11 protein-coding genes are annotated in these 13,407 nt (G+C 72.0%); 8 read left to right on the forward strand and 3 right to left on the reverse strand.

Annotated elements, in window-relative coordinates:
- Positions 1-186: 186 nt before the first annotated feature.
- The gene (locus tag MFF58_RS10345; RefSeq protein ID WP_238287066.1) at positions 187-3,120 is read right to left on the reverse strand and encodes a bifunctional [glutamine synthetase] adenylyltransferase/[glutamine synthetase]-adenylyl-L-tyrosine phosphorylase; all 2,934 of its coding nucleotides are present in this window, start codon (positions 3,118-3,120) and stop codon (positions 187-189) included.
- Positions 3,121-3,580: 460 nt separating this feature from the next.
- On the opposite strand from MFF58_RS10345, the gene chpT reads away from it, so the two are divergent.
- From chpT to MFF58_RS10385, 8 genes are all read left to right on the forward strand, one after another.
- Complete coding sequence (gene chpT / locus MFF58_RS10350) at positions 3,581-4,291, forward strand: histidine phosphotransferase ChpT (RefSeq protein ID WP_238287069.1); 711 nt, start codon at positions 3,581-3,583, stop codon at positions 4,289-4,291.
- A gap of 103 nt (positions 4,292-4,394) precedes the next feature.
- On the forward strand, positions 4,395-7,097 hold the full coding sequence (locus MFF58_RS10355) for a hybrid sensor histidine kinase/response regulator (RefSeq protein ID WP_238287071.1): 2,703 nt from the start codon (positions 4,395-4,397) through the stop codon (positions 7,095-7,097).
- 71 nt (positions 7,098-7,168) lie between these two features.
- Positions 7,169-7,666, forward strand: a complete 498-nt coding sequence (locus MFF58_RS10360) for a chemotaxis protein CheW (protein ID WP_238287073.1) — start codon at positions 7,169-7,171, stop codon at positions 7,664-7,666.
- A gap of 11 nt (positions 7,667-7,677) precedes the next feature.
- A complete protein-coding gene (locus MFF58_RS10365) occupies positions 7,678-8,070 on the forward strand; it encodes a response regulator (RefSeq protein WP_238287075.1) in 393 nt (130 codons plus the stop codon).
- Positions 8,071-8,125: 55 nt separating this feature from the next.
- Positions 8,126-9,313 (forward strand): protein-glutamate methylesterase/protein-glutamine glutaminase, encoded by a 1,188-nt coding sequence (locus MFF58_RS10370; protein ID WP_238287078.1) that lies wholly within the window; start codon positions 8,126-8,128, stop codon positions 9,311-9,313.
- Positions 9,310-10,179 carry a CheR family methyltransferase gene (locus MFF58_RS10375; protein ID WP_238287079.1) on the forward strand — a complete coding sequence of 290 codons (870 nt, stop codon included), beginning with the start codon at positions 9,310-9,312 and terminating at the stop codon, positions 10,177-10,179. The genes MFF58_RS10370 and MFF58_RS10375 overlap by 4 nt, the downstream gene beginning before the upstream one ends.
- 136 nt (positions 10,180-10,315) lie before the next feature.
- Positions 10,316-11,356: an asparaginase gene (locus MFF58_RS10380; RefSeq protein WP_238287081.1), complete on the forward strand. Its 1,041-nt coding sequence runs from the start codon at positions 10,316-10,318 to the stop codon at positions 11,354-11,356.
- A 5-nt stretch (positions 11,357-11,361) separates the two neighbouring features.
- Positions 11,362-11,895, forward strand: a complete 534-nt coding sequence (locus MFF58_RS10385) for an isochorismatase family protein (RefSeq protein ID WP_238287083.1) — start codon at positions 11,362-11,364, stop codon at positions 11,893-11,895.
- A 22-nt stretch (positions 11,896-11,917) separates the two neighbouring features.
- Here the strand turns inward: MFF58_RS10385 and MFF58_RS10390 are convergent, their stop codons facing one another.
- Positions 11,918-12,538, reverse strand: coding sequence for a sigma-70 family RNA polymerase sigma factor (locus MFF58_RS10390; protein ID WP_238287085.1), 621 nt, complete (start codon positions 12,536-12,538; stop codon positions 11,918-11,920).
- Positions 12,535-12,795 carry a NepR family anti-sigma factor gene (locus tag MFF58_RS10395; protein WP_238287086.1) on the reverse strand — a complete coding sequence of 87 codons (261 nt, stop codon included), beginning with the start codon at positions 12,793-12,795 and terminating at the stop codon, positions 12,535-12,537. The genes MFF58_RS10390 and MFF58_RS10395 overlap by 4 nt, the downstream gene beginning before the upstream one ends.
- Between the last annotated feature and the right edge of the window lie 612 nt (positions 12,796-13,407).

The raw sequence follows: 13,407 nt of genomic DNA on the forward strand, positions 1-13,407 counted from the left end.
CCGGACAGCGCGAGGGGTTGGCGGATCGCCGGCCCCTCTTCGCTTGTCCGGCGCCCCGCACTGGCTCACGGCTGCCGTGGCGGCCTCGCTTCGCCGATCCCGTCCCAAGGACGCCCGGGCCCGCCCCGCAGGCTCGCACCGGGACGCGCCGCGGATCGGGGCCGGCTCGCTCGGGCGGGTGACGCCTCAGGTTGCGCCTTGAAATGACGTGTCGGCCACGCGCCGCCGGATCCGCGCCAGCAGGGCCTGGCTCCGGCGCCGGTGGCGGCGCAGCTCCGCCGCGAGGCTGCGGGCGTCCGGCAGGCCCACGGCCTTGGCGATCTGCCGGGCCGCGGTGTCGGAGGGCGCCGCCGGATCCGCCATCACGAGCCGCTGCCACTGATAGACCGCGTCGAGGAACCCGTAGATCTCGGACAGCGACTCCGCGGCCCCCACGGGCAGCAGGTTGCGCGCTCCGGCTTCGCGGAAGACCGCGTCCGCGCCCAGGCCGATGAAGGCGGGCCAGGCATGGGCGTGGCTCAGCACGATCGCCTGGGCCAGGAAGTCGAGGTCGAACAGCGCGCCCGGCGCGAGCTTCAGGTCGGCGGGGCCGCCATGGCCGCGCTCGCGGGCGACCAGGGCCCGCATCGCGCCCGCCTCGGCGCAGACCGCGGCCGGTTCGCGGCGTCGCCCGAGGATCCCGGCGATCTCCGCCGTGACGGCATCCCCCAGGGTCGCGTCGCCGGCCACGATCCGGGCTCGGGCGAGCGCCATGTGCTCCCAGAGTTCCGCCTCGTCCCGGTGATAGGCGCAAAAGCCGCTGAGCTGCACGGCGGGCGGGCTGTGGCTGCCGTGGGGCCGCAGCCGCAGGTCGACCGCGTAGAGCCGCCCGCGCCGCGTGGCGGTGGTGAGCGCCGCGAACAGGCGCTGCGCCAGCCGGTTATAGGCCACCACGGCGTCGAGGGGCCGGCGGCCGTCGCTGGTGCGGTTCTCGGGATCGAAATCGTAGAGGAACACGAGGTCGAGGTCGGATTCGGCGCTGAGCTGCCGGGATCCGAGGCGGCCCAGCGCCAGGATGCAGCACCGCCCCTTCGGCACGGCGCCGTGGTCCTGGGCGAACCGGCGCTCCTCCGCCTCCAGGCTCGACGCCACCGTCGCCTCCGCGATCGCCGTGTAGGCCTCGCCGGCCTGCCGCGGCGTGAGGATGCCCGACAGGAGACGCGCGCCCGTGACGAAGGTCATCTGCCGCGTGGCGTCCCGGCAGCGGTCGAGGAACTCCTCATGGCTTGCCGGCTCGCCCACCAGCGCCCGGTACTGGGCGCGGACCGCGGCCGGATCCGTGGTCGGCGTGACGAAATCCGCGTCGAGGACCGTGTCGAGGACGTGCGGGCTGAGGCCGACGGTGTCGGCGAGGCGCGGCGCGGTGCCCAGGATGTCGGCGAAGAGCAGGCGCAGGCGCTCGTGCGAGCGCAGGATCGCCAGGAGTTCGGCCAGGGCGGGCATCCGCGCGAAGGCCCGGTCGAGGGCCAGCAGCGCCCCGTCCGGGTCGGCGGTGCCGCCGAGCGCCCGCAGCAGCGCCGGGAGCATCTCGGCGAGGATCTCGCGGGCGCGGCCGGTCCGCAGGGCCGGGCGGCGCCCGAGATGCCAGCCCTGCACGGTCTCCCAGGCCAGCGCCGGGTCCCGGAACCCGAAGGCGCCGAGGCGCGCCAGGGTGGCGGGCTCGGGCTCGGTCTCGCCGAAGACGAGGGTGTCGTCCTCCGCCTCCGCCGATTCGAACAGCAGGGCGTAGTGCGCCTGCACCCGCCCGGCATGGTGCAGCAGCGCCGCCTCGAAGGCCGCCAGGTCGGGAAACCCGGAGAACAGGGCCAGCGCGGTCAGCGCCTCGGTCCCGGTGGGCAGGCGCTGGGTCTGCTCGTCCCGGACCATCTGGACCCGGTGCTCGAGGGTGCGCAGGAAGGCGTAGGCCGCGGACAGCTCGTCCCGGGCCCGCCCGTCGATCCAGCCCTCCGCGACGAGGCCGGCCAGCATCGCGACGGTGCGCCGCCCCCGCAGGGCGGGCTTGCGGCCGCCGAAGACGAGCTGCTGCGTCTGCACGAAGAACTCGATCTCCCGGATCCCGCCGCGGCCGATCTTGATGTCGTGGCCGGCCACCGCGATGGTCTCATGGCCGCGGACCATGTGGATCTGCCGCTTCAGGGCGTGGATCTCGGCGATGGCCGGGAAGTCGAAGTGCCGCCGCCAGATGAACGGCGCGAGTTCGGCGAGGAAGGCCTCCCCGGCCGGGGTGTCGCCGGCGATGGGCCGGGCCTTGATGAAGGCGGCGCGCTCCCAGTTCTGGCCCAGCGTCTGGTAGTAGTCGAAGGCGAAGTCGGTGGAGAGCGCCACCGCGGTCGAGCCCGGGTCCGGCCGCAGCCGGTAGTCGATGCGGTGGACGTAGCCGTCGGCGGTCCGGTCGGCCAGGAGCTTCACCAGACCCTGCGCGAGCTTGACGAAGAACGCCTTCGGGTCCCCGCCCGTCGCGGCCGCGGCGGGGGCGGCCTCGTAGAAGACCACGAGATCGATGTCGCTGGAATAGTTCAGTTCGCAGCCGCCGAGCTTGCCGAGGCCCAGGACGATCAGGCCGGACCCGTCCTGCGGCCTGTCCGGATCCGCCGCCCTGAAGCGCCCGGACGCCATCCCCTGCCGGAGCAGCGCCTCGGTCGCCGCGCTCACCGAGGCGTCGGCGAAGGCGGACAGGGCCCGGGTCACCGCGTCGAGGTCCCAGCAGCCGCCGAGATCGGCCAGGGCGACCAGCAGCGCGTGCGCCTCCCGGTTGCTCCGCAGCCGGCGGCCCACCTCGGCGAGGTCGGGGTTGGCTCCGCAGGACGCGCCGACCGCGCGCTGCCGCGCGATGATGTCCCGGCTGGCCGCGTCCGGCGGCTGCTCCAGCAGGGCGACGAGGCGGTCCGGCGCGCGCGTGACCGCTTGCCAGAGGAACGGCGAATGGTCGGCGAGGCCGAGCAGCAGGTCGCGGCAGGCGGGCGTCAGGAAGCCCGCCGGGAAGCCCGCCTCGATCTCGGCGAGCCGGGCCCGCGCGGCCTCCGGGTCGGCGAGCCTCAGGCGGGGGGACAGGCGTTCGCGCAGGGTCGGGTCGGGCAGCATGGGGCGGACCTCCGCGTCAGTCGACAGGGGAAACCTCGGTGGAGCATGATCGTGCCGCCGGACCAACGCCGCGAGACCGTCTCAGCCCGAGGCGCGCGGTCACGCCGACCCGCGCCGTCATCGCCGCCATCGCCGCCGAGCTGGACACCGCAGCCTCCCTGGCCGACGGGTGCGGGCGCCCGACACGGTCCCGCCCGATCCGGTCCGAACCCGTACCGACGGCGGCCAACCGCGCCTGGAGCGGCCCCGTCCCGGGCCCTCCCTCGGTTCCGGTAACGCTTTTCAAAGCCGAACGTGGCGTTTATCCGTGCGGACCGGGCGTCGCCCCGGTCTGACCTGCAGGCCGCGCGGACCCCTCCGGGCGACGTCATCGCCGGATCGGGCAGCCGGGAACCGGCGGCCCCAGCCGGAATCCCGCCCGCACCCGTCCCCATCCAGATCCGCCCGCCCGGAGCGCACCATGTCCTCCCCGACCTCGCCGACCCTGAACCTCGACGGCCTCGACCTCGCCGCCCTGCTCTGCTCCCGCGTCTGCCACGACGTGATCAGCCCCGTCGGCGCGATCGTGAACGGGCTCGAGGTGCTGGAGGACGACCAGGACGAATCGATGCGGACCTTCGCGCTGGAACTGATCGGCAAGAGCGCCCGGCAGGCCTCGGCGCGGCTGAAATTCGCCCGGATCGCCTTCGGGGCGGCGGGATCGGCCGGCGCCTCGATCGACCTCGCCGACGCCGAGGGCGTCGCCAAGGGCATGTTCTCCGACGAGAAGACCAAGCTGACCTGGAGCGCGCCGCAGGCCCTGTTCCCCAAGAACAAGGTCAAGCTGCTCCTGAACCTCGTGATGATCGCCACCTCGGCGATCCCGCGGGGCGGCGTGATCGACGTCGTCGTCTCGGGCGAGGCCGAGGCGCCCACCTTCGTGTTCAAGGCCAAGGGCTCGCACGCCCGCATCCCGCCCCACGTTGAGGAGCTGATGGCTGGCCGGCCCGAGAGCGGCACCGTCGATGCCCACGGGATCCTGCCGTTCTACGCCGGCCTCGTCGCGCGGGCCGCCGCGATGGATGTTCGGTTCTCCATCCAGGATGATGAAGTGACGATCCACGGCGCCCCCGCAGTGATCGCAACACCTGATTCCGCGGATGGAGAGGCTTCCGGCACGGCGCTGGCGTGAAGTTCTGAAAAACTCTGCCGCGGGGGCGGGACGGAAACGCTTCCCTAACCCCGCGCGAGTAAGTACGTTGCGCGAGACCTTCTCTGCGTGATGAGTACCGCCGATGGACGACCTGCTTCGCGAGTTTCTGACCGAGAGCGGGGAGCATCTCGACACGGTTGACGCAGAACTTGTTCGGTTCGAGCAGGATCCGAATAACGAGACGATCCTGCGGAACATCTTCCGCCTGGTGCATACGATCAAGGGAACTTGCGGATTCCTCGGTCTTCCGCGCCTCGAAGCCTTGGCGCACGCCGCCGAAACCTTGATGGGCCGTTTCCGCGACGGGCTGCCCGCCACGTCGGCCTCGGTCACGCTGATTCTCCTGACGCTGGACCGGCTCAAGGCGATCCTGGCCGATCTGGAGGCCACCGGCACGGAGCCCACGGGATCGGATGACGACCTGATCTCCGCCCTGGAGCGCATGGCCGAGGGGCCGGCGGAACAGGAGCAGGCAGCCTCGCTGCCGCCGCCCGAGCCGGTGCTGCCGCCCCCGGTCGTCCGCGAGTTGAAGCCCGGCGAAGTGTCCCTGGAGGATTTGGAGGCCGCGTTCCTGTCGGCGCCGGGACCGGACGAATCCGATGTCCTCGCGCCGCCGGCCGCGCGCGAGGCCCCGAAGGCCGAGCCCGCGCGGGTCGAGCCGGTGGAGGCTGAGAAGACCGAGAAGGCCGAGCCGGCCCGCGCCGAGAAGGCCGAGGGCGTCGAGGGTGAGACGACGGCCGCCGCCAAGAATCAGACGATCCGGGTGAACGTCGACACGCTCGAGCACCTGATGACGATGGTCTCGGAGCTGGTGCTGACCCGCAACCAGCTCCTCGAGATCGCCCGCCGCCACGAAGATTCGAGCTACAAGGTCCCGCTGCAACGCCTGTCGCACGTCACGGCCGAGCTGCAGGAAGGCGTCATGAAGACGCGCATGCAGCCGATCGGCAACGCGTGGCAGAAGCTGCCGCGCGTGGTGCGCGACCTCTCGGCCGAACTCGGCAAGCAGATCGAGCTGGTGATGGTCGGCGCCGAGACCGAGTTGGACCGGCAGGTCCTCGAGGTCATCAAGGACCCGCTGACCCACATGGTCCGCAACTCGGCCGATCACGGCCTGGAATCGACCGCCGAGCGCGTGGCGGCGGGCAAGCCCGCCCGCGGCACGATCCGGCTCGCCGCCTACCATGAGGGCGGCACGATCACGATCGAGATCGCCGACGACGGCAAGGGCCTCAACCTCGCGGCGATCCGCCGGAAGGCGGTGGAGCGCGGGCTGGTCGCCCAGGCCGACCTCGACCGAATGACCGACGCGCAGGTCGCCAAGTTCATCTTCCACGCCGGGTTCTCGACGGCGGCGGCGGTGACCTCGGTCTCGGGCCGCGGCGTCGGCATGGACGTGGTCAAGACCAACATCGAGACCATCGGCGGCCTGATCGACATCGCCACCACGGCGGGCCGCGGCACCACCTTCACCATCAAGATCCCGCTGACGCTGGCGATCGTGGCCGCCCTGATCGTGCGGGCCGGCGAGCACCGCTTCGCGCTGCCGCAGGTGGCCGTGCTGGAACTGGTCCGGGTCGATGCCGGGGCGCAGAGGGTCGAGCACATCAACGGGGCGCCGGTGCTGCGCCTGCGCGAGCGGCTGCTGCCGATCGTGTCGCTGACCGGCCTGCTCGGGCAGTCGGCCGCTGGCGCGGAGGCGGAGCAGGCGGGCTTCGTGGTGGTCGCGCAGGTCGGGCGGGAGCGCTTCGGCATCCTCGTCGACGAGGTCTTCCACACGGAGGAGATCGTCGTGAAGCCGATGTCGGTGAAGCTGCGGCACATCCCGATGTTTGCCGGCAATACAATCCTGGGCGACGGCGCGGTGGTGCTGATCGTCGATCCCAACGGCGTCGCCCGTCAGGTGGCGCAGGGCGTCCAGGGCAGCGGCGGCCACATCGACGCCGACACCGACGAGACCGCGGAGGTGACGGACACCAAGACCACGCTGCTGGTGTTCAAGGGCGGCCAGGGCAGCTTCAAGGCGGTGCCGCTGTCGCTGGTCACCCGCCTCGAGGAGATCGAGTGCGCCAAGGTCGAGTGGCTCGGCGGCCGCGCGCTCATCCAGTACCGCGGGCGCCTGATGCCCCTGGTCCCGGCCGATGCGGGGATCACCATCAAGGCGGAGGGAACCCAGGCCCTGGTGGTGTTCTCCGACGGCGAGCGCGCCATGGGCCTCGTGGTCGACGAGATCGTCGACATCGTCGAGGAGCGCCTCGACATCGAGATCGCGGCCGACCGTTCGGACCTGATCGGCTCGGCGGTGCTGCGGGGCCGGGCGACCGACATCATCAACATCGCCCATTTCCTGCCGCTGGCCTACGACGACTGGGCGCGCGGCCTGAAGCGGCCCGAGCAGATCTCCACCGTCCTGCTCGTCGACGATTCGGCCTTCTTCCGCGACATGCTGAGCCCGGTGCTGAAGGCGGCGGGCTACCAGGTGGTCACGGCGGCGAGCGCCGACGCGGCGCTGGCGACCCTCCAGTCCGATCCGAAGATCGAGGTGGTGGTCACCGACCTGGAGATGCCGGGCCGCAGCGGCTTCGACCTCGTCGCCGCCCTGCGCCGGGCGGAGCCGAGGCTCGCCGGCCTCCCGGTGATCGGCCTCACCGGGACGATCGGCGCCGACGCGGTCGAGCGGGCCCGCGCGCTCGCCATCACCGACCTCGTGGCGAAGTTTGACCGCAGCGGCCTGATCGCGGCCCTGGCCGAGATCGGCGCCGCGACGGTCTCGAAGGCCGCCTGAACCGACCGCCGCCGCCCCCAAGACGGTCGACACCGACGGCCGACACCGACGATCGAAGCCGGAGAGTTCCGATGCAGGCTGCCAACGCCAACGCCACCGAGACCGGGGCCACCAACGACTTCGTCACGGTCTATGTCGGCGACACCCTGTTCGGGCTGGCGATCGAGCGGGTCCACGACGTGTTCGTGCCCTCGGGCGTGACGCCGGTGCCCCTGGCGCCCGCCGAGATCGTCGGCCTCCTGAACCTGCGCGGCCGCGTGGTGACGGCGATGAGCCTGCGCCGGCGCCTGGGCCTGCCCGACGCCGAGGCCGAGGCGGACGGCACCAAGGCCAGCCCGAAGATGGCGATCGGCCTGGAGCAGGCCGGCGAGACCTTCGCGCTCGTGGTCGACGGCGTCGGCGAGGTGCTCAAGCTCGGCGCCGACAGCCGCGAGGCGGTGCCGATCAACCTCGATCCGCGCTTCCGCGACCTAGCCATCTGCGTCCACCGCCTCGACGGGCGGCTGCTGGTGATCCTCGACGTGGACGCGCTCCTCGGCTTCACGACGGCCGGCGCCAAGGCGGCTTGAGGGAGGGGGCGATGAAGGCGCCGCATCAGACGACCTGCCTCGTGGTGGACGATTCCGCGGTGATCCGGAAGGTCGCCCGGCGGATCATCGAGGATCTTGGGATGAACGTCAGCGAAGCCGAGGACGGCAGCGCCGCCCTCGAAGCCTGCGCGGTCAGCATGCCCGACGCGATCCTGCTCGACTGGAACATGCCGAACATGGACGGTTTCGCCTTCCTTCAGGCGCTGCGCCGCAGCGAGGGGGGCGACGCGCCGAAGGTCCTGTTCTGCACCACCGAGAACGATATCGGTGCCATCGCCCGGGCACTCCGGGCGGGGGCGGACGAGTACATCATGAAACCGTTCGACCGCGACATCCTGACGGCCAAGCTCGAGCAGGTCGGCCTCGTCGCCGACGCGGCCTGACCTCACGTTCCGACCTCGCCCCCTACACCCGCGACCTGTTCCCGAGGCAACCCCCATGGCCCTGAGTCCCGCGGTCGCCCCGCTGCGCACCACGCCTGCCCAGAGCACGACCGCGTCCGCCGCCGCGATCCGGGTGCTGGTCGCCGACGATTCCGCCGTGGTGCGCGGCCTCGTCGCCCGCTGGATCGGCGAGGCCGGCTTCGAACTGGTCGGCACGGCCTCGAACGGCCGGATCGCCCTGGAGATGATGGCCAAGCACGACCCGGACGTGGTCCTGCTGGACATCGAGATGCCCGAGCTCGACGGCACGACGGCGCTCCCGCGCATGCTCGCCATGAGCCCGAGCGTCCAGGTCGTGATGATGTCGACCCTGACGACCCGCAACGCCGACATCTCGCTGAAATGCCTAGCCCTCGGGGCGGTGGACTACATCGCCAAGCCCGAGAGCAGCCGGGGCGTCACCACCTCGGATACGTTCCGGGCCGACCTGATCGAGCGCGTCCGCGTCTTCGGCTCGGCCCGCGCCCGGAGCCGGCGCCCCGCCCCGGCCGGGACGCCCGCCGCCCCCGTCCCCGCGTCGGCGGCCCATCTGGCGCCGGCCGCGCCGCGGCCCGCGACGCCCTTCACCCTGCGTCCGAAGGTTCGCAACCGGATCCAGCCCCGCGCGCTGCTGATCGGCTCGTCCACGGGCGGCCCGCGAGCGGTGGGCGAGATGCTGGAGAAGATCGGGGCGGCCGCCCTGCGCCGCCTGCCGGTCCTGATCGTCCAGCACATGCCGCCGATCTTCACGGCGGTGTTCGCCGAGCACCTGTCTACCCGCACCGGCCTTCAGGCGGCCGAGGGCAAGGCGGAGGAACGGGTCGAGCCGGGCCGCATCTACGTGGCGCCAGGCGGGCGCCACATGGGTCTCGCCGCCGGACCGGGCGGCCCCATCATCAAGCTCACGGACGGACCACCGGTGAATTTCTGCCGCCCGGCGGTCGACGTGCTGTTCAAGGACGCCGCCGTCGTGTTCGGGGCCGCCACCGCGACCGTGATCCTCACCGGCATGGGCTCGGACGGCACCAACGGCGCCCGGGCGCTCACCGACGCCGGGGGGCCGGTCCTGGCGCAGGACGAGGCGACCAGCACCGTCTGGGGCATGCCGGGCAGCGTCGCGCGGGCCGGCCTCGCCGAGGCCGTGCTGCCGCTCCCCGAACTGGCGTCGGCGGTGCGCGCCCTAATCACGGGGCAGCCGGTATGACCGAGCTCGAATTCGAATACCTGCGCAACTTCCTGAAGCAGCGCTCCGGCCTCGCGCTGACGGCCGAGAAGCGCTACCTGGCCGAGAGCCGGCTGACGCCGGTCTGCCGGCGCTTCGGGATCGCAAGCCTCGGGGACCTGATCGGGAGCCTGAAGCTCGCCCAGAACGGGGCGATCGAGCGGGCCGTGGTCGAGGCGATGACCACGAACGAGACCTTCTTCTTCCGCGACCGGATCCCCTTCGACCTGTTCCGCGACACGCTCCTGCCGGAGGCGCTGGCGCGCAACGCCGGCCGGCGCCGGCTGCGGATCTGGTGCGCGGCGGCCTCCACCGGGCAGGAGCCGTACTCACTCGCCATGCTGCTTCAGGAGGCGGGTCCCCGGCTCGCCGGCTGGCAGGTGGAGATCGTGGCCACCGACCTGTCCACCGAGGTGATCGAGAAGGCGAAGCTCGGGCTCTACAGCCATTTCGAGGTCCAGCGCGGCCTCCCGGTGCAGTGGCTGATCAAGTACTTCACCCAGGTCGGCGAGCAGTGGCAGATCGCCCCGAGCCTCCGCGCCATGGTGGATTACCGCCAGCTGAACCTGCTGCACAGCTTCGCCTCGCTCGGCCAGTTCGACGTGATCTACTGCCGCAACGTGCTGATCTATTTCGACGCCCCCACGAAGTCGGACGTGCTGGCGCGGCTCGCCGCCCAGCTCACGCCGGAGGGCGCGCTCCTGCTCGGGGCGGCCGAGACGGTGATCGGCCTGACCGATCGGCTCAACCCGCATCCGAAGCATCGCGGCCTCTACGGCCACGCCCGTCCCGCGGCGGCGCGCCCCGCCGAGATGGTACCGCCGCTGCGCGTGGCTGCGGGCGTCTGATCCGACGCCCGGTCGAAGCCTCGTTTGAAGCCGGACGCATCGCCCACCTGCGTCCCGCGGGGTCGACCCTGCCGGCCCGACACGGCATCACAGCGCCATCGCATTCGCGCGGCCGGGCACGGCCGGGAGGCAGGGCATGGCGGCAGGATCGGCGGCAGGATCGGCGGCGGGCACCGGGACCGGGTTGCCCAAGGTTGCGTTCATCGGAACGGGCGGGACGATCTCGTCCCTCGGGCGCGACGCCCTCGACATCCTCGACTACACGGCCACCGATCGGCGCCTCGAAGCCGGCGGCATCCTGGAGGTGGTCCCGGAGCTGGCGACGGTGGCGACCATGGTGCCGGTTCCCTTCCGGGCGGTGCCGAGCCCGGCGATCGGCTTTTCCGAGTGGCGCGACCTCGTGCTCCTGTGCGAGCGCCTGGCGGCCGAGCATCCGGACCTCGCCGGGATCGTCATCGGCCACGGTACCGCCACCCTGGAGGAGACCGCCTACGCGCTGAGCCTCACCCTGACGGTGGACGAGGCCGTCGTGCTGGTCGGCTCGCAGCGGCCGTTGAGCGCGCTCTCCACCGATGCCAAGCTCAACCTCGTGGCGGCGGTACGCGCCGCGGCGGCGCCATCGTCGCGGGGTCGGGGCGTCCTCGTGGTGCTCAACGACGAGATCCAGGCGGCCCGGGAGGTGACCAAGACCTCCGTGGCCAGGCTCCAGACCTTCCGGACGCCGGATTTCGGCGTCCTCGGTCACGTCGACGGCGACAGCGTGCGCTACTACCGCCGCTCGGAGCGCGCGACCGCGCCGGGTACGCCCTTCGACATCCGCGCACTCCCCGCCCTGCCGCGGGTCGACATCTCTTATGGCTACGCCGATGCCGACGGCACGGCCGTGCGGGCGTTCCAGGCCGCGGGCGCCCGCGGCCTCGTCTCGGCGGGCCTCGCCCCCGGCATGACCCCGCCCGCCGAGGCCGAGGCCCTGGAGGCGGCGGCCGCGGCCGGGCTCCTGGTGGTGATGTCGACCCGGGCCGGCAGCGGCGTCGTGCCTCTCACGACCCGCCTGCGCAGCCGCGGAATCCTCAGCGCCGACAACCTGACCCCGCAGAAGGCCCGGATCCTGCTCGCACTGGCGCTGACGGTGACGCACGACCGGGAGGCGGTGGCGCGCCTGTTCGACACTTACTGACGCCGATGCCGCTGATCGATCCGACCCGCACCCTCCTCCTCGTCATCGATCTCCAAATCCGCCTGATGCCGGCCATCGCCGCGAGCGCGGACGTGCTCGCCAATACCGGCCGCCTGACCGCGGCAGCGCGGCTCCTCGACGTGCCGGTCCTGGTCACCGAGCAGAACGCCGGCGGTCTCGGCACCACCGTGCCGGAACTCGCTCCGGAGCCCGGAAGGGCGTTCCCGAAGATGAGCTTCGGGGCCGCGCGGGCGCCGGGCTTCCTCGACCGGCTGCCCCGGGGCCGCGACCTCGTGGTGACCGGTTGCGAGGCGCATATCTGCGTGCTGCAGACGGTGGTCGGGCTTCTGGAAGCCGGCTGCCGGGTCTACGTGGTCGGCGACGCGGTCGGCTCGCGCCGGGCCGAGAACCGCGAGGCCGCGCTCGGCCGGATGGCGGCCCACGGCGCCGAGATCGTGACCACCGAGATGGTGGTGTTCGAGTGGCTCGGCACCGCCCGGCATCCCCGCTTCCGCGAGGTCGTCAAGCTCATCAAGTGAGCGGCGCCGGCACGTGCGGGCCTCAGGTCCCGTCGAGGGCCGCCCTGGTCTGCGCGTCGGGGCCGATATCGTCGGTCCCGTTCATGCCCAGAACCTCGATGAGGCGCAGGCGTGCACGGCTCACCCGGCTCTTGATTGTGCCGACGGCGACTCCGCAGATCGCGGCGGCTTCCTCGTAGGTGAAGCTCTGGGCGCCGACCAGGACCAGCGCCTCGCGCTGCGCGGCCGGCAGGCGGTTCAGCGCGCTCTGGAACTGCGCCATCTCCATCCGGACCTCCTGCTCCGGCAGAGTGGTCAACCGGCCGGCATGCACGCCGTCGGCATCCTCCACCTCGCGCTTGCGCTTGCGCTGCTCCGAGTAGAACAGGTTGCGCAGGATGGTGAACAGCCAGGCGGTGAGGTTGCTTCCCCGGCGGAAGCTCGCGGCGTTGATCCAGGCGCGCACCAGCGTGTCCTGCACGAGGTCGTCCGAGCGGTCGAGATCGTAGGTCAGCGAGAACGCGAAGGCCCGCAGCGCCGGGATCGCCGCCAGCAGCAGGTCGCGCATCTCGGCGTCCGCGCCCGAGGGCACATCCACGGGCGCGTTCATCGGGGCGGGTTCCGATCCGCTCCCCGTGGGAGCGGCGTGCAGCATCAGGGTCATGGCTGGACCTCCGTGTCCGAGCGGGTCGCGAGGTCGTCGAGGAGCCTCCGGAACTGATCCGGGATCGGCAGCGCCAGAACCTCGGCGTAGTGGAGGCGCAGGCCCCGCCCGATACGGTCCCGCGCCGCGCCGTCGATCGTTCGGCCCGGCGCACGTCGACGGCCCCCTGGTCGAGGTCGGAGCGCCCTGGCCGGCCCGGTCGCCTGCGCCGCGACGGCGGGGGTCATGGTCGCCGGCTCGTCCTCGTTCCCGGTCATCGTCGCGCCCCGTCCCGTGCGCGATGTGGCCCCTGAGGGCATGGCGGGCCGCTGCACCGATCCCGCTGCCGGTGACGGTGTGACCGCGCCTCATCGCCTTCTGGCGGCCCTGGTATGCGGGGTGGATTTAATCGGTTCTGAATTACGCATTCATGCAATTTTAATATACGAAGATATGAGCTTGACTATAAATTAACGCACGTTAAACGAGTTACAATTCAGAAATACCTGGTATGAGCTTGACCGTGCGGACGATGGCCGCGCTTCCCTGAACGACGGCTGAGCGCGATCAGCGCGGGCGCGCTCGGGCTGTCAGAGCCGACGAGAGATCACCGCCAAGGCGTATCGCGTAGCCTTCCGAGTTCAGGCCGGCGCAGGGCCGCCCGCCGGGCTCGTGCCTTGGGCCGCGACAGGGATTGTTCGACGTGGCCGAACCAGCCCGGGACGCGAGCGACCGACGTCATCTGGGCTGCATCGCCCCGCGGCCGCCTCCTGGGCGCCACCGGGCGGGACGCGCATCTCGGCCGCCGCAAGACCGCCGATCGGACATCCCACCCGGATCTTGGCTTGCGGCTGCCACGGTCAGGCCGACCCGCGCCGATCATCGCCGCC

This window comes from Methylobacterium longum, from assembly GCF_022179385.1.
Lineage (GTDB): Bacteria > Pseudomonadota > Alphaproteobacteria > Rhizobiales > Beijerinckiaceae > Methylobacterium > Methylobacterium longum.